Below are 15,887 nucleotides of genomic sequence, written 5' to 3'. Positions count from 1 at the left end.
GCCGCGCGAGGGCCGGCCCCCCAGGCAAGCGCAGCGGCGATCTTCGGATCACCCGCCGTTTCCGGGCGCGCGCCCCGCACCAGCGCCAGGATGGCATCAACCACCTTCGCCCCCACCGGCATGGCGCGGACCACATGCTGGGCCGCGCGCAGTCCTTCAGGGTCGAGCACCGGTTCAACCTCCGTCTGATCGAGCCCGGTCGTCGCCAGCAGCATGCGCCGCTCATCCGCCACCGAGGGATATTCAATGCGGATCTCGAACAGAAACCGGTCGAGCTGGGCCTCGGGCAGCGGGTAGGTGCCTTCCTGTTCCAGCGGGTTCTGGGTGGCGAGCACGTGAAACGGATCGGGCAGCTGGCGGTTGAGCCCGGCCACTGCGACCCGGCGCTCCGCCATCGCCTGTAGCAGGGCCGACTGGGTGCGCGGGCTGGCGCGGTTGATTTCATCCGCCATCAGCAGCTCGGTAAACACCGGCCCTTCGATGAAGCGGAAGGCACGGGCGCCGTCAGCACCCGTTTCGAGCACTTCGCTGCCCAGGATATCGCCTGGCATCAGATCCGGCGTGCACTGGATCCGCCGCGTGGACAGGCCGAGAGCGGCGGCAAGCGCTTCGACAAGACGGGTCTTGCCAAGCCCCGGCACACCGACGATGAGCGCATGGCCGCCGGCGAGAATGGCGGCGAGACACTGGTCGATCACGACGTCCTGCCCGATGATGACGCGGCGCACCTGCTCCCGCGCATCACCGAGCCGCGCCGCGGCGGCGGCGAAAGCGGCAAGGATGTCACCCGGGTGTGTCGAACTTACAACCCGCCCATCGTTCTGCAACATTCCCGTCATTTGTGATCGCCTGCGTGGTTTTCCCGGAACGGCGCGCTGCCTATATCCAATGTATTGCATATGAGGATGTTGGATAGGGGCTAGTGGTGGACGATCCTCGACACGTGGCGGGAATATCTTCGAAAGCGGCCTCCGCGGCCCTGCGAAGTCCTGCCAGCGACGTGAATGCGATAACCGGCGGCGGCATCGTGCCCTTGCGTCCGCCCGGATGCGACGGGGTCACGGCTCCGGCCAGAACCCGCACGCCGGTGGATTGCGGCGATCTGCCGTTCCTGATCAGGCGTGACGGAACCTGGCTCTATCGCGGTAGCCCGATCGGGCGCAAATCCATGGTCTGCCTGTTCGCCAGCGTGCTGAAGCGGGACCCGACAGGCGCCTTCCTTCTCGAAACACCGGTGGAGCGCGGCCGGATCGAGGTGGAGGATGCGCCGTTCGTCGCTGTCGAGCTCGACTGGCATGGCCAGGGGCGCGACCAGGTTCTCTATCTTCGGACCAATGTCGACGAGACGATCGCGATCGGACCGGACCATCCGCTGCGCGTGGCGCACGACCTGCTGACCTGCGAGCCAACACCGTATGTGGTCGTGCGTGCCGGCCAGGGTCCCTTCCCGATCGAGGCGCGGGTCAGCCGCTCGGTCTACTACGAACTCGTCGCGCTGGCGGAGCCGGGGGTGCAGTTCGGCAAGCGGGTGCTGGGGGTCTGGAGCCAGAGTGCGTTCTTCTCGCTGGGCGAGATCGCCCATCCGGTCGAGTGATCCGGTGACGATCGACGAGACCACGCTGCGCCGCCTGCTGCGCGAGCGCAAGGCGCGGCGGAGCGCGGGGCCGGGAACGGCACGCGCCGCTGCGGTGCTGGTCGGAATCGAGCCGGCGCGCGGCGTCTGGCTGACCCGGCGCTCCGCGCATCTCGTCCATCATGCGGGACAGGTGGCACTGCCGGGCGGCACTGTCGATCCGTCCGACGCATCGCCGGAAGCGGCGGCGCTGCGCGAAGCCGAGGAGGAGATCGGCCTCGATCCCGGCGCCGTCGAGCTACTGGGCCGACTCGACGATTTCGGAACCGGCACCGGATTTCACATTACCCCGGTCACCGCGCTGATCCACGGCACACCGGAGTTTCGCATGGCGCCGGACGAGGTGGTGGCGGTGTTCCCGCTCCGTCTTGAACATCTCCTCGATCCGGCCCTGCCGGAGTGGCGCAAGGGCACCTGGCACGGCGGCACGCGGGAGTTCCCCGTCTGGCCGCACCCGGACCATGTGATCTGGGGCGCGACAGCGTGGATTCTCTATCAGCTCGCCCTCACACTGCGCGAAGGTGTCAGCGCCGCCGCCGCCGAAGCGGCCAGCGCCTGAGCGGACGACTCGCCCTGCAAACGCGCCATCCGATCGAGTAGAGATGCGCGCATGGTCAAGCGGACAGAGCGCGTGGAGCAGGAACCGAATCCCATGATCGCCGACGATCCGCAGCTCGAACGGCTGTGGACCGTCTTGCCCGAGGCGCGGGTGGTTGGCGGCGCGGTGCGCGACCGGCTCGCCGGACGGCCGATCAGCGACATCGATCTCGCGAGCCCGCTACCACCGGAGGCGGTCGCGACGCGGCTTGCGAAAGCCGGTATCCGCGCGGTGCCCACCGGTCTCGATCACGGCACAATCACCGCGGTTCTCGACGGACGGCATTTCGAGATCACCACCCTGCGGCGGGATCTCGAGACGGACGGCCGCCACGCCGTCGTCGCCTTCACCGATGACTGGCGGGAGGATGCGGCACGGCGCGATTTCACCATCAACGCCATGTCGATGGCGCGGGACGGCACGATCCACGACTATTTCGGCGGGCGGGACGATCTCGCCGCCGGCATCGTTCGCTTCGTGGGCGACCCAACGACACGGATACAGGAAGATTTTCTCAGAATCTTGCGGTTCTTCCGCTTCCACGCGAGATACGAGGCGGGTCCTCCGGACCAGGCGGCGGTCGCGGCGATCCGGGCGTTGAAGGGCGGACTTGCCCGGCTCTCGGCGGAACGGGTGTGGCAGGAAATCAAGCGCATCCTCGCAGCGCCCGACCCGCTGGCGGCGCTCAACCTGATGGCGGAGACAGGCGTGCTGCAAGTCGTTCTGCCGGAAGCGGCCGGGATCATGGCGCTCCAACGGCTCCAGACACGCGGCGCACCGGCCGATCCGTTGCTCAGGGTCGCGGCGCTGATCGGTGGGGCGGTGCGGCCGTTGGCCCGCCGCCTCAGGCTCGCCGAAGCCGAACGCGCGCGGCTGGAGGCGATTGCCACGGCACCGGACCTCGCCGCTGATGCGGGCGAGGCCGTGCTACGCCACGCGTTGGCCGACTGGCCGGCGGAAACGCTGATCGATCGAAGCTGGCTGGCGGCGGACGATGCCGATCGCTCGGCGCTGCGGGCACGCCTTGCGACGATGGAGCGTCCGGTCTTTCCGCTCAAGGGACGGGATGCGGTAGCCATCGGTGTTGCCCCAGGGCCCGCGATCGGCGCCGCGCTCGCCGCGGTGCGCAGATGGTGGATGGCGCACGATTGTCTGCCGGACGGGGATGCGTGCCGCGCGGAACTGCGGCGGCATCTCGCGTCTCAGGATGCGTCGGGGCGGTAACCGGTGGCGACGAGGTAAAGCTCGCGGCTATCCTTGCGGCTCGCCTCGGGCTTCGCATGGCGCACCTGGGCGAAGCGGCGCTTGAGCAGGTTCAGCATGTCGCCCTGCGCCCCACCCTGAAACAGCTTGGTCACGAAGGCACCGCCAGGCGCGAGATGCTTGAAGGCGAAATCGAGCGCGAGTTCGGCGAGGCCCATGATCCTGAGATGGTCGGTCGCGGTATGGCCGGTGGTGTTGGGCGCCATGTCGGACATCACGACATCGGCAGGTCCGCCCAGTATCTCGGCAAGCGCCGTCTCCATCGATTCGTCCTGGAAATCACCCTTGATCAGGGTTGCCCCCGCGATCGGGTCGATGTCCAGCAGGTCGATGCCGACGACGCGTGACGCGCCGCGCTCAAGTGCGACCTGCGTCCAGCCGCCGGGAGCGGCACCGAGATCCACCACCCGCGCCCCCTTGCCGATCAGTCCGAATTTCTCGTCGAGCTCGATGAGCTTGAACGCCGCTCGGGAACGGAACCCCCGCTCCTTCGCCGCGGCGACATAAGGGTCGTTCAACTGGCGGAGCAGCCATTTCTGCGACGAGGGCTTGTGCTTGCGCGCGGCCTTGAGCCGCACGGCGGCGCGGCGGCGCGAGCCGATGGTTTCCTCGGTCATGCCTGGCAGCGGCGCGGACGTGAACGCGCGTTGCGGATGAGGCGCATCAGCATCCCCTCGCGCAGGCCGCGGTCGGCCACAGCGAGATCGGCGGCCGGCCACATCTCCTCGATCGCCGCGAAGATCGCGCAACCGGGAAGGACGAAATCCACCCGGTCGGCGCCGATGCAGGGATGCTCGGTCAGGCGGGCCCGGCCCATTGCGCGGATCGACTCGAGACCGGCGGCGACGACATCGTGCGGCAGCACCGTGCCGTCGATCGCGCCACGGCGATATCGGTCGAGATTGAGGGCAATTCCCGCGATAGTGGTCACGGTGCCGCTGGTGCCGACCAGACGGACACCGCCCATGCGGATTTCCTGGCTGATGCGGTGGGTTTCCTCGAACGGGCGGAGCAGCGCCTTGACTTCGTCCACCACGCCGGCGAATCCGGCTTCCGTCTCGCACCAGCCAGCGCAGCGCTCCGAGAGCGTGACGACTCCGACGGGAATTGTGTGGTACCCGATCAATTGAGGCGTTACGCGGTCGGACCCACCATGCGCGGCGGGCACGCGGACCCATGCGATCTCGGTGGATCCGCCGCCGATATCGAACAGGAGAGCCCTCCGTTCCGCCTGGGTGATGAGCGAGGCGCAGCTCTCCATGGCAAGGCAGATTTCTTCACGCGGAGAGATCGTCTCGATCGGCAGGCCGGTTTCGGTACGCGCCCGGGCGATGAAGGCATGGCCATTCTCGGCCTGACGACACGCCTCGGTGGCGATCGCCCTGGTGGCGCTCACCTGCCAGCGGCGCTGCCGGTCCGCACAGATGGAGAGGGCCTCGATAGCGCGGTCCATCGCCGCATCCGAGAGCATGCCGGTGCGATACAAGCCCTCGCCCAGACGAACGACCCGGCTGAAACTGTCCAGAACGTGGAAACCGCCGCCGCTCGGCACGCCGATGAGCATCCGGCAGTTATTGGTGCCGAGATCAATCGCCGCGAAAGCCGGCGGCCGCGCCCGGCGATCGGGCGCGCCACGCCCTTCACCGCGCCGTTCTGGACCGGCGGGCGTTGAGTCGGACAAGCGCGGAACGGCGACGTTGGTTGCCATGACATTGATATAATGGGCAGACCCATGGGCTGAGAGCAAGACAGATTTGCACGCACCTCGGGGACCGACAACGCGGCCAGTCGGTGATTGCCTCATATCGCCGAGGGTGCTAAAGGCCCGATCAGACATCGCTGACGATCTGCATGGGGGATAGTTTAGCGGTAGAACTCCCGGCTCTGACCCGGGCAGCCTTGGTTCGAATCCAGGTCCCCCAGCCACACAATCAGGCAGATCACGGTTGCGACCGGTGGCGTTTGGTCATAAAATTATTTTCCATTCACCTTTCTGGATTTCGAAGTTGATCGCATCCGCGGACATGGGCGCCGGGTAATTCCGGCGATCCGCGGATGCGTGGAAAGCGCGGCGCTTTGTTCTGTCGGCACGCCTTGCCGATTATGGGTCGATCAAATCAGGGAGGCGGGAACCTCTTCGAGTCTGCTTTTGTCGTGAATACCACCTTGTGTGGTTTTCTGTTAGCCGATTTACACGAAAACGAAACGTGATTGAGGTCACGCCGGCCACAAAGCGCATGAAGCGCATGAAGCGCGCCTGATTTTTGGTTATACGGATCAAGGAAACGGACAGGACGGGATTCAGGCATGAATGAGTTGCTCGCTCCCGGCGAACGGTCGGGCAGCAACATTGCGGGCATCGCCGACTATGCGGCCCTGCGTCAGATTGAACGCAAGCTGCTCTGGCTTTCAGCCTGGATGATCCACCATGCAAACAATATCCGGCCCAATCGCGACGGACTGAAAGTCGGCGGTCATCAGGCTTCCTGCGCGTCCGCCGTCACCATCATGACCGCGCTCTATTTCCATGTGCTGCGGCCGCAGGACCGTGTCGCGGTAAAGCCACATGCAGGGCCGGTTTTGCACGCGATCAACTACATGTTCGGTCGGCAGACGGTCGAGAAGATGGCCAGGCTGCGCAGCCTCGGCGGGGCCCAGGCCTATCCGTCACGCAGCAAGGACGGGTCCGAAATCGACTTTTCGACTGGTTCGGTCGGACTTGGCGTCGCCATCACGTCATTTGCGGCCCTGGTTCAGGATTACCTGCGGGCGCATGGCATGGTCGGACAGAACCGGATTGCGTCACGCCACATTGCGGTCGCGGGCGACGCCGAGCTGGACGAAGGCAACATCTACGAGGCGCTGCTCGAGGGCTGGAAACACGATATCCGCGATGTCTGGTGGGTGGTGGATTATAATCGCCAGAGCCTCGACTCGGTGATGCCCGACCGGCTGTTCGGCCGCTTCGAAGGCCTGTTCCGCGATATGGGCTGGAACGTCGTCAGCCTGAAATATGGCAAGGCCCTCGAGGCCGCCTTTCGCCAGCCGGGCGGGGCGGCGCTGCGTGCGTGGATCGACGATTGCCCTAACAGCCTCTACTCCGCCCTCACCTTCCAGGGAGGAGCGGCATGGCGGCAGGCGCTGGTCACGGACCTCGGGCGCTCGCGGGGGGTTCGCGCGATCATCGACCCGATGAGCGACCAGGCCCTGGCGTCGCTGATGACCAATCTTGCCGGTCACGACCTGCCCACACTTGTCGAGGTGTTCGGGAAAGCGGCTCAGTCGGACCAGCCCACCTGTTTTCTGACCTATACGACCAAGGGGGCCAACCTGCCTTTCGCGGGGCACAAGGACAATCATTCGGGACTGATGAACGCGGAGCAGATGGAGGCATTCCGCCGCCAGATGCGGATCCGCGAAGGTCATGAATGGGACCCTTTCGAGGGGCTCGACGATCCTGACGGAGTGGCCCGGTTCATCGCCGGCGTACCCTACGCGACGCCATTGACACCGGCAGGGCGCATGCTTGAGGCGCCGCGAATACATGTGCCGGCCACCCTGCCGCACACGCCCTTCGCCGGACGGCGGCTATCGACGCAGGGCGGCTTCGGTGAAATCCTGTCCGAAATCGGCCGTGGCGCCGGTGAGGCGGCCGAACTGGCACGGCACGTCGTCACCATGAGCCCGGATGTGACCGTTACCACCAGCCTCGGCCCATGGGTCAATCGTCGGGGCATCTTTGATCGGCACACCCGCAACGATGTCTTCCGCGACTCGAAACTCGCCTCGGCGCAGCGCTGGGGCATGAGCCCCGAAGGTCAGCATATCGAGCTCGGCATCGCTGAGCAGAATTTATTCCTATTACTGGCCGCGGCCGGGCTTGCGGCGCCACTTTATGGCGCGCGCATTCTGCCGGTCGGCACCGTGTACGACCCCTTTGTCAATCGCGGTCATGATGCCCTGGTTTATGGTTGCTATCAGGATGCGCGGTTCATGCTGGTTGCAACCCCGTCAGGCATCAGCATCGCCCCGGAGGGCGGGCAGCACCAGTCGAACAACACGCCGTTGCTCGGCATGGTGCAGGACGGCATCGCTGCATTCGAACCGGCCTATTGCGACGAGCTTCTTCTCCTGATGCGCTACGGCTTCGACTGGATGCAGCGGCCGGAGGGGTCGTCGATCTGGTTCCGCCTTTCGACCCGTGCGATCTGCCAGCCGGACCGGCGGATCGAGCCAGCGGACGTAATCGCCGGCGGCCACTGGGTCTGTCCACCCGAACCGGGGACGCGGATCGCGATTGTCTACCAGGGAGCGGTGGCGCCGGAGGCGGAGGCCGCCCATGCCGCGCTGCTGGAGGATGTGCCCGGTGCCGGTCTTCTCGCCCTGACCAGCCCGGACCGCCTGTTCGCCGACTGGCGGGTGGCGCAGCAGGCCCGGCAAAGCGGCAGGGCCGACGCCACCTCGCATATCGAACGCTTGCTCGCCCCGCTTGCGGCGGATGCCTCTCTCGTGACGGTGCTGGACGGACACCCTGGAACGCACGCCTGGATCGGCGGCGTGCGCGGCCAGCGGGTGCAGACACTGGGGGTCGACCGGTTCGGCCAATCGGGCGACATCCCTGACCTTTACAGGATTTATGGCATCGACGCGGACTCGATCCTCAATGCCTGCGCGGCGGCCCTGTTGGGCTGATCCGCGCAGGCACGCAAATCAGGTTCAACTCGCCGCGGAACTGTCGATCCAGCCGATATTGCCGTCACTGCGACGGTAGACAACGTTCAACGCCCGATTGGCGGAGTTGCGGAACATCAGCACCGGCTGGTCCGCGAGGTCCATCCGCATCACCGCCTCGCTGACCGAAAGAAAAGCGATTTCAGCCGGCGTTTCCGCGACGACCGCCGCGTAAGGCCCGGCATCCGGCTCACCCGACCCGTTGCCTTTCGGAACCTCGGCTTGTTCGGAAACCTCTTGGAGGACGTATTGGCGCGCGGTTTCCGGGCGATCACGTGTGGCGCTCTCGCGGGCATGGTCGTTCACCCGGCGCCGATAGCGCCGGAGCCGCTTGGCAATGTGCTCGGCGGCATCGTCGAACGCAGCATGAGCATCGGCCGCCTCGCCTTCCCCGCGCAGGGTCAGGCCTCGCCCGGCATGGACGTTGATGTCACACGTGAAGAAGCTTCTGGCACGACTGAAGGTGACATTCGCTTCGAGCGCGTGATCGAAATACTTGTTGGTGATGGTGTCGAGCTGGTTCGCAACATGGACGCGCAGCGCGTCTGAGAGGTCAACCTGTTTGCCGGAGACCGTGATCTGCATAGCGAGATCCTTTTTGTTAGAGCCTTACCCGAGCATTGTAGGGCCGCCAGGTGAAGCGGGCGTTTACGTCGGCACGGATACGTCTCAATAATCGACAAGTCTTTATGACGCCGGCCCTCGCGCGACGCGCTTCAGCCTCCTGCCAGAAGCCCTTTTTCGCGCTTGCGTTGCGCCGAGCCGGGAATGCGCAACGCTTCCCTGTATTTGGCCACAGTTCGGCGGGCTATGTCTATGCCTTCCTTTTGTAACAATCTGGCAAGCGCATCGTCGGAGAGGATTCGGTTCGCCGCCTCACCCTCGATCAGCGTCGAGATGCGATGGCGCACCGCCTCGGCGCTGTGGCTTTCGCCATTCGCGCCCGCAAGCGCGGTCGTGAAGAAAAATTTCATCTCGAAAATGCCGCGCGGTGTGGCGATCACCTTGTTCGACGTGACACGGCTAACCGTACTTTCATGTATCTCGAGAGCGGCGGCAATTTCGCGCAGGGTCAATGGCCGGAGAAACCCGATCCCATGGCGAAAGAAGGCGTCCTGGTGTCGCACAATCTCGCCGGCGACGCGCAGGATCGTCTCCGCGCGGGACTCGAGGGCACGTACCAGCCAGTTCGCGCTTTGCACGCGTTCGGAAAGAAATTGCCGCGTCTCGCGGGACGCACGAGCGACGATTTGGGCGTGGAACCCTCGGCGGATGAGCACGCGGGGCATGGTTTCGGGGTTCAGTTCGAGAAAATAGTCGCCATCCGGCCCCGGGCGCATCAGGACATCAGGGATCAACGGCGTCATGGGGGTGACATCGAAGGTCGCCCCCGGCTTGGGGTTGAGGCGGCGGATTTCGGCAATCATGTCGCGCAGATCTTCGGCATCGACGCCGCAGATCTCCATCAGTGACCGAAGATCGCGTCTGGCAAGAAGTTCGAGATTGGCAAGCAGCGCGCGCATGGCAGGGTCCAGCCGATTGCGCTCGTCGAGCTGAACCGCGAGACATTCGGCCAGATCGCGGGCAAACATGCCGGTCGGGTCGAAACGCATCATTGTCTGACGCACCGCCTCCAGCATGTCGGGGGCGACTGCAAGACGTTCGGCGATCTGCTCGGGCGGGTCGGCCAGGCGTCCGGCAGGGTCGAGCGCCATGATGAGTGCGAACGCAATCCTGCGGCGCACCGGGTCGGCAAAGGCGAGCCTCGCCTGCTGATCGAGGCTTTCCCGCAACCCCGGCGGCCGGTCGGCAATCTGGCCGATCCAGTCATCCCGCTCCGGCGAAAGGCCGGAACCGGTTCCATCACCCACGCCGCCAGCGTCATAGACATTCGAAAAATCGACATCGAGCGGCGTGCTCGCGCCGGAGGGATCCGGATCGACCACATGTTCCGCGCCAATATCGCCCGTCGGCTTCTCGGTGGAAGCAGCGTCGTTCCTCGGCACGGGCAGCGCCGCGTCGGCTTCGGGCTCCACCCGTTCGAGCAGCGGGTTCTTGAGAAGTTCATCCTCGATGAACTGGCTGACCTCGGCATTCGTGAACTGCAGCAACTGGATCGCCTGCCGCAGCTGAGGCGTCATCACCAGCGACTGAGTATGTCGCAGATCGAGACGAGGTCCTATTGCCATGCATGGATCATACCAAAGCAATCAGCAATGCGGAACGGGCAGAACGCGCATGGTGCGCTTTTTGCATCAAGAATTGTTGCCACTGTAGCGGCGCGCAACAAAAACGCGACAGGCCTTTTTGGATCAGAAAGACGCCAGCAATTTGAGCACCGCGGGTCCGCCCACCACCAGGAACACGCAGGGCAGGATGAAGATGATCATCGGCAGCGTCAGCAGTACGGGCAGGCGTGCCGCGCGCTCCTCGAACCGGGTCAGCTGTTCCTGCCGCAATTCCGATGACAGGGTGCGCAGGGCCTGAGTCAGTGGCGTGCCGTATTGCAGGGTCTGGATCAGAGTCGACGCCAGACGTTTCAGACTGTCGAGACCCGTCCGAACACCCAGGGCGTTCAGCGAATCACGAATATTGCCGCCGATCCGCATTTCCTGGGCCGTCAGAGTGAACTCCTGCGCCACAGCCGGATGGGTCAACTGCAATTCACCGGCAACGCGAACCAGCGCCGATTCGAGACTCAAGCCAGCATCGGCGCAGATCACCATCAGGTCGAGCGCATCGGCGAGCCCCCCCTCGACCTTCTGGATGAAGCGCTTGCGCCGCTGCTGGATGATAATGTCGGGCAACAGCAGCCCCCCGATGGCTCCCACCACGGCAGCTATCACGGCATGGCCCGCGGTCATGTGCAAGAACCGGGACATGAGCAGGGACAGGACAGACAAGCCGGTCAATGAAAGAAGCTTGGTGCCGACGAACAGGGCAAGCGCTCCCTTGTCGCGAATACCGGCCATGCGCAGTGTATGCCGCAATTCCTCGAGGGTGCGGGGACTGAGCAGGCCGCTGCGCGCCACCGCGAGACCGAGACCCATGACGATCCGCACATGGATGGGCTGAGCAGGTTCACCCCCCTTTTCCGCCGCCCCGGACGCCGTGCCTGCCGCACGATCGATCCGCCGCTGGAGCTTCTCCTCGACGATAACGAGCCGAAGCATCAGCACCGCCGTGACGGATACCAGCAGGAACAGGGCGGGAACCCAGAGGATGGCGGCTCTCATGTCAGTTCAGACTGCGACGGATGATTTCACGCATGACCAGCGCTCCGCCAGCGAGGAGCCCCACCGCGGCCGCCAGCACGATATTGCCGCCATGGGTCACGAACAGGACGCGGAGATAAGCCGGCTGGATAACCTCGATGGCGAGGGCGGCAACGAGCGGAATGATGCCGAGGATGAGAGCGCTGGTCCGCGCTTCCGACGCCAGGGCATAGCCGCGTGCCTTCATCGCCACCCGCTTGCGGATGACTTCGGCCAGGCCCTCCAGCGTCTGCGCGAGGCCACCGCCATACCGGGCCTGCAGGCTGATTGCCGTGGCAAAAAAGCCATATTCCGCAAGATGCGCCCGGTCCGCCATCTGACGAAGCGCCAGTTCGAGCGGCGTGCCGATCGCCACCTGGTCCGCAATCCGGCCGAATTCCCTGCTGGTCGGCGCTGGCATGTCTTGCGAGACCACGCGCAGGGCCTCCTGCACCGGAATGCCAACGCGAACACAGCGCACGATCGTCGCCAGCGCATCGGGGAACTGGTTCAGCAACGCAGTCGCCCGCCGCGCATGAACGGCGCCAAAGGCGAGACGTGAAGCAAGAAGAAACAGCGGCGGCCAGACGATCCAGCCGAGCCCGGGGATGAGGGCACCGACGAGATAGGCAATGCCGCGGGATATCACCGCAGCGGCAATGACAATCGCCCACCAGGGCATCGGGTAGTCCGGAGCCCGCACCAGATCGACCCCCAGAAGCAACAGGGCGGAATTGAGCGGCCGGCGAAATCGCGCCAGGGGATCGCTCGCAGCAGCCGCATCCTGGGAACTGACGACCAGCCGTCGTCCGGAAACCCGCGCCAGCCTCGCGTCGAGCGCCTTTTGCATCCGGTCGGCCCGCACGAAATTCAATCCGAGCAGCACGAGTGCGCTCGCCATGACTGCGGAAAGCGGCAGGATGAGCGAGAGGAGGCCGGTCATGCCGCTGCCTCTTCCAGTGCGGCCTTCCAGGCACGAAGCAGGCCGAAATAATTGAGTCGTTCGTGGAAGCTCGCCCGCGTATGGGAAATCGCATAGCGACCGATGATCCGGCCCGTCGCATCTTCGCCCAGCACTTCGAACTTGAAGATGTCGTTGAGAAGAGGCGTTTCCCCTTCGATTCCGGCGATCTCGGTGAGTTGCACGAGGCGCCGGCCGCCGTCGCGCTGGCGCTCGACCTGGACGATCAGGTTGACGGCCGAGACGACCTGCATCCGGATCGCACGCGGCGAAAGACCCATGCTGGCCATCTGCACCATGTTTTCGATGCGGGCCAGCGCATCCCGCGTGTTGTTGGCGTGGATCGTCGACATCGATCCGTCATGGCCGGTGTTCATCGCCTGCAGCATGTCGAATGCCTCGGGGCCACGCACCTCCCCGATGATGATCCGGTCGGGCCGCATGCGCAGCGCGTTGCGAACGAGATCGCGCTGGGTAATCTCTCCCTTGCCCTCGAGATTCATCGGGCGGGTCTCAAGCCGGACCACGTGCGGCTGCTGGAGTTGCAGTTCCGCGGCATCCTCGACGGTGACAACCCGCTCGGTCGGATCGATGAAGCTGCTCATCGCGTTCATCATCGTGGTCTTGCCCGAGCCGGTGCCCCCGGAAATGATGACGTTGAGCCGGCAACGGGATGCAATTTCCAGCAGCCGGGCAACGGGCGGCGTGAGCGAGCCATACTCGATCAGCTTGCCGAAATTGATCGGCTTTTTGGCGAATTTGCGGATCGACAGGCAGGGGCCGTCGATCGAAAGCGGAGGCAGCACGATATTCACGCGCGAGCCGTCCTTGAGCCGGGCATCGACCATCGGGCTCGATTCGTCGACGCGCCGGCCGACAGAGGCGGCGATCCGCTGGCAGATGTTCGCGAGATGGGCGGAGTCACGGAAGCGCACCGCAAGCTGCTCAAGCCGGCCGCGCCGCTCCACGAAAACCCGTTCCGGACCGTTCACCATGATGTCGGTGATCGTTTCGTCCTCCAGCAGCGGCTCGAGCGGTCCCAGGCCAAGCATGTCGTCCACAAGCTCGGCGGCAATCTGGTTCTGCTCGTTCCGGTTCAGCTGGATCCTGTGCTCGGTGGCGAGTTCAGCGACCATGCCCTCGACGCGCTGCAACAGCCGCGCATGGGTCAACCCGGCGATCGACGAAGCGTCGATATTCGACAGGCAGAGCGCGCGGATCATCTCGACGTCTTCCAGCCGTAACCGGATCGTCTGCTGGACCGGGGCGGAAGGTTCGACGGCACGTCGGCCGAACACGGGCAGGGCGTCCATCATGTTGCCAGCGCCGCGGTGCCGACGCCGAGCCGGCCGGCAAGATCGAGGAGCACCTTTCGAAATGGCCCCTTGCGCGCGACGGGAGGTTCGCCCAAGTCGCTGCCCTTCGCAACGATGGTCCGAAGTTCTGGCACAACGACGGCGATTTCGGTGCCGAGGGTCGAAGCGATTGTGCTGATCGGGGGGCAGCGCTTGCGCTGGTAGCGATTGAGAACCACGATCGGCGCTGACGTCTGCATCTGGCCCGGGGGAAGAGCCAGCCACCGGGCGGCGTTGCCGAGACTTCGGGGGGCCCCGGTCGTCACGATCACCCGCATATGCGCAAGGGCGAGCAGTTCGGCAGCAAAGCCCGTCGGGCGGGCCGGTATGTCGGCAACCACGAGATTGTAGCGCTGGCGCAGGGCATTGAGCAGCGCGCGCCCGCCACCGGGATGATATTCCCAGGGTTCGGTGAGCGGTTCCTCCGCGCCCAGGACATGAAGCCGGCCGATCGAGGGCTGCGCCGCGCGCTCGATCAGCAATGGGTCAATGCGGTCAGGAGTGTCCAGTGCGTTGCGCAGGCCCGTGCTGGGTGGGGCATTGGATGCAAGCGCCGCACTGCCGCGCTGCAAATCCGCATCGAGCAGGATTGTGTGACGCCGGATTTCGCCGCCGATGAGCCAAGCGAGGCCGGTTGCGATGGTGGTGGCGCCAACCCCGCCCGCAGCACCGCATACCGCCACCATCGATCCGCCGCGGGACGTCTCGAAGGCGGGAACCTCGCCAACCGCCCAGGGCGCCAATTCCCGGCTGACCAGCGCCGCGTCGAGCGGCTTGGAGAGATATTCGCTGACCCCGAGCGTGCGCGTAAGGCTGCGGTAGAAGCCGATACTCCGTTCCTCGCCGATGATCAGCACCCTGGTTCCCGGATCGATCACCGGCTCGAGCCGATGCACGGCGCTCATCGGCTGCTCTTCACCGGAAATGTCGATCAGAACCGTTCGTGGGGTGTCGACGCGGGCGAGATAGTCCAGCGTCTCGGCGAAGGATACGCGCTGCAACGGCACGCCGGTCGGAAAAGCCGAAGCCAGTGCCGAGCGGATGACCTGCAGGCTGGCATCGTCCCGCACGAAGCCCATGAAGGCCGGTCGTCCGCCGCCCCGTTCGCTATGGTGCCGCGAGGTGGGCTCTGCCGGGCCAGGAAGCGCCAGTTCGTTCATTGAGGATGATACTCTGTCGTGCCTTTGTCACCCTGAAACACGGTGATTCCCATCTGGCCGGGCACATTCAGGGCGGCAAGAGCAGGGGAAACCTGACCGCTGAACACGGGCGGCGGCTTCGGAGTTGGACCGCGCGCGGCCTCGCTCGGGCGGACAATCAGCGAAAGAGGCCCGAGATGTGCCGCGACCTCGACCCGCTCGGCCTGTTCGGGCGTCACTTCAAGGGTTACGGTCCGGGCAGTGTTCTTGGCGGCCGGATGGGTACCGCTCGCCCCCTGCACCAATCGCTGATCAATCGCGATCACGCGGACATCGGACAACACGGTCTCCGCCGCAACGCGCTGGGTGGGCAGGAGATTGGCGCCGGTCAGGTGCTGGGTCAGAAGCAGGTCGACATGATCGCCCGGCCAGATCAGACCGGCCGCCCCCGTGATCGCATCGACACCGACAGATACGGCGCGCATGCCGGGTTGCAGCACCGCCGCGAGAAAGCCGTGATCACCGGGCCGGATGACAATGTCGGTTGCCAGCAAGTCTCCCGCGCTGAGCCGGTGACGGACCATGGCTCCCGTGTAGGCCGCCCGGTTCGCCGGCGTGTCGGGCACGGCGTCCGCCGGCACTTTCGACGGCGGACGGTTTTCAGCGACGAAATCCGCGGGCTGCAGCAACGTGCCCGGCGCCAGCGGCCGCCCGGTCGCGAGCAACGCCACCATTTTCGGCGCCTTTGCATGAGGATGCGACGGATGCATGTCGAGCCACGCGACGGTTCCGAACCCGGCAAGTCCCAACGCGAGGAGAATGAACAGGGCAATACGCAGCAGCATTACGACACATCTCGGAAGAAGCGCCTGCACGCATAGGCCGCGCCGGCTGGTGGCGGGAGAAGATCACGACACGCACGCATGACGGCGTCACACTGAACAGGGCCCCCG

At 65.3% G+C, this 15,887-nt stretch carries 14 protein-coding genes and 1 tRNA gene; 5 read left to right on the top strand and 10 right to left on the bottom strand.

Going from position 1 to position 15,887, the window contains the following annotated elements; translation table 11 throughout:
• Window positions 1–839: MoxR family ATPase (locus tag APM_RS16845; protein ID WP_039889088.1), on the bottom strand; the 839-nt coding region annotated here is incomplete at its 3' end.
• An 83-nt stretch (window positions 840–922) separates the two neighbouring features.
• Between APM_RS16845 and APM_RS16840 the strand changes: the two genes are divergently transcribed.
• The 3 genes from APM_RS16840 (at window position 923) to APM_RS16830 (ending at window position 3,455) form a co-directional block, all read left to right on the top strand.
• Window positions 923–1,594: a DUF1285 domain-containing protein gene (locus APM_RS16840; protein WP_013640488.1), complete on the top strand. Its 672-nt coding sequence runs from the start codon at window positions 923–925 to the stop codon at window positions 1,592–1,594.
• Window positions 1,595–1,598: 4 nt separating this feature from the next.
• Window positions 1,599–2,192, top strand: a complete 594-nt coding sequence (locus APM_RS16835; protein ID WP_007424597.1) for a CoA pyrophosphatase — start codon at window positions 1,599–1,601, stop codon at window positions 2,190–2,192.
• A 93-nt stretch (window positions 2,193–2,285) separates the two neighbouring features.
• Window positions 2,286–3,455 carry a CCA tRNA nucleotidyltransferase gene (locus APM_RS16830; RefSeq protein WP_007424596.1) on the top strand — a complete coding sequence of 390 codons (1,170 nt, stop codon included), beginning with the start codon at window positions 2,286–2,288 and terminating at the stop codon, window positions 3,453–3,455.
• On the opposite strand, the gene APM_RS16825 is transcribed toward APM_RS16830, so the two are convergent.
• Both APM_RS16825 and APM_RS16820 read right to left on the bottom strand, forming a co-directional pair.
• A complete protein-coding gene (locus APM_RS16825) occupies window positions 3,434–4,111 on the bottom strand; it encodes an RlmE family RNA methyltransferase (RefSeq protein WP_007424595.1) in 678 nt (225 codons plus the stop codon). The two genes, APM_RS16830 and APM_RS16825, sit on opposite strands and share 22 nt — an antisense overlap.
• Window positions 4,108–5,202, bottom strand: a complete 1,095-nt coding sequence (locus tag APM_RS16820) for a Ppx/GppA phosphatase family protein (protein WP_007424594.1) — start codon at window positions 5,200–5,202, stop codon at window positions 4,108–4,110. Before APM_RS16820 ends, APM_RS16825 begins: the two co-directional genes overlap by 4 nt.
• Window positions 5,203–5,346: 144 nt before the next feature.
• Between APM_RS16820 and APM_RS16815 the strand changes: the two genes are divergently transcribed.
• Together APM_RS16815 and APM_RS16810 are read left to right on the top strand one after the other, a co-directional pair.
• Window positions 5,347–5,420, top strand: a tRNA-Gln gene (locus APM_RS16815).
• Window positions 5,421–5,801: 381 nt separating this feature from the next.
• Window positions 5,802–8,186, top strand: a complete 2,385-nt coding sequence (locus APM_RS16810; protein WP_007424593.1) for a 1-deoxy-D-xylulose-5-phosphate synthase N-terminal domain-containing protein — start codon at window positions 5,802–5,804, stop codon at window positions 8,184–8,186.
• Window positions 8,187–8,210: 24 nt separating this feature from the next.
• On the opposite strand, the gene hpf is transcribed toward APM_RS16810, so the two are convergent.
• From hpf to cpaB, 7 genes are all read right to left on the bottom strand, one after another.
• Window positions 8,211–8,810 (bottom strand): ribosome hibernation-promoting factor, HPF/YfiA family, encoded by a 600-nt coding sequence (gene hpf / locus APM_RS16805; RefSeq protein ID WP_007424592.1) that lies wholly within the window; start codon window positions 8,808–8,810, stop codon window positions 8,211–8,213.
• A 131-nt stretch (window positions 8,811–8,941) separates the two neighbouring features.
• Window positions 8,942–10,414, bottom strand: coding sequence for an RNA polymerase factor sigma-54 (rpoN, locus tag APM_RS16800; protein WP_007424591.1), 1,473 nt, complete (start codon window positions 10,412–10,414; stop codon window positions 8,942–8,944).
• A 123-nt stretch (window positions 10,415–10,537) separates the two neighbouring features.
• Window positions 10,538–11,461: a type II secretion system F family protein gene (locus APM_RS16795; protein ID WP_007424590.1), complete on the bottom strand. Its 924-nt coding sequence runs from the start codon at window positions 11,459–11,461 to the stop codon at window positions 10,538–10,540.
• Between the two features lies 1 nt (window position 11,462).
• Window positions 11,463–12,422 (bottom strand): type II secretion system F family protein, encoded by a 960-nt coding sequence (locus APM_RS16790; RefSeq protein WP_007424589.1) that lies wholly within the window; start codon window positions 12,420–12,422, stop codon window positions 11,463–11,465.
• Window positions 12,419–13,756, bottom strand: a complete 1,338-nt coding sequence (locus APM_RS16785; protein ID WP_007424588.1) for a CpaF family protein — start codon at window positions 13,754–13,756, stop codon at window positions 12,419–12,421. Before APM_RS16785 ends, APM_RS16790 begins: the two co-directional genes overlap by 4 nt.
• Window positions 13,753–14,955: a pilus biosynthesis protein CpaE gene (locus tag APM_RS16780; protein WP_012039756.1), complete on the bottom strand. Its 1,203-nt coding sequence runs from the start codon at window positions 14,953–14,955 to the stop codon at window positions 13,753–13,755. Before APM_RS16780 ends, APM_RS16785 begins: the two co-directional genes overlap by 4 nt.
• Window positions 14,952–15,779 carry a Flp pilus assembly protein CpaB gene (gene cpaB, locus APM_RS16775; protein ID WP_007424586.1) on the bottom strand — a complete coding sequence of 276 codons (828 nt, stop codon included), beginning with the start codon at window positions 15,777–15,779 and terminating at the stop codon, window positions 14,952–14,954. The genes APM_RS16780 and cpaB overlap by 4 nt, the downstream gene beginning before the upstream one ends.
• Window positions 15,780–15,887: the final 108 nt, after the last annotated feature.

The sequence above is a fragment of the Acidiphilium sp. PM genome, assembly GCF_000219295.1.
Classification (GTDB): domain Bacteria; phylum Pseudomonadota; class Alphaproteobacteria; order Acetobacterales; family Acetobacteraceae; genus Acidiphilium; species Acidiphilium multivorum.
Note: the sequence above shows the minus strand (reverse complement) of the source record. Positions and strands in the feature narration are given on the sequence as shown.

What these genes read in the sequence shown, in the direction of transcription:
- APM_RS16825 (WP_007424595.1), bottom strand. Translation starts at nt 4,111, where the DNA reads ATGACCGAGGAAACCATCGGCTCGCGCCGCCGCGCCGCCGTGCGGCTC.
- rpoN (WP_007424591.1), bottom strand. Translation starts at nt 10,414, where the DNA reads ATGGCAATAGGACCTCGTCTCGATCTGCGACATACTCAGTCGCTGGTG.
- APM_RS16780 (WP_012039756.1), bottom strand. Translation starts at nt 14,955, where the DNA reads ATGAACGAACTGGCGCTTCCTGGCCCGGCAGAGCCCACCTCGCGGCAC.
- APM_RS16810 (WP_007424593.1), top strand. Translation starts at nt 5,802, where the DNA reads ATGAATGAGTTGCTCGCTCCCGGCGAACGGTCGGGCAGCAACATTGCG.
- APM_RS16785 (WP_007424588.1), bottom strand. Translation starts at nt 13,756, where the DNA reads ATGATGGACGCCCTGCCCGTGTTCGGCCGACGTGCCGTCGAACCTTCC.
- hpf (WP_007424592.1), bottom strand. Translation starts at nt 8,810, where the DNA reads ATGCAGATCACGGTCTCCGGCAAACAGGTTGACCTCTCAGACGCGCTG.
- cpaB (WP_007424586.1), bottom strand. Translation starts at nt 15,779, where the DNA reads ATGCTGCTGCGTATTGCCCTGTTCATTCTCCTCGCGTTGGGACTTGCC.
- APM_RS16820 (WP_007424594.1), bottom strand. Translation starts at nt 5,202, where the DNA reads ATGGCAACCAACGTCGCCGTTCCGCGCTTGTCCGACTCAACGCCCGCC.
- APM_RS16795 (WP_007424590.1), bottom strand. Translation starts at nt 11,461, where the DNA reads ATGAGAGCCGCCATCCTCTGGGTTCCCGCCCTGTTCCTGCTGGTATCC.
- APM_RS16790 (WP_007424589.1), bottom strand. Translation starts at nt 12,422, where the DNA reads ATGACCGGCCTCCTCTCGCTCATCCTGCCGCTTTCCGCAGTCATGGCG.
- APM_RS16830 (WP_007424596.1), top strand. Translation starts at nt 2,286, where the DNA reads ATGATCGCCGACGATCCGCAGCTCGAACGGCTGTGGACCGTCTTGCCC.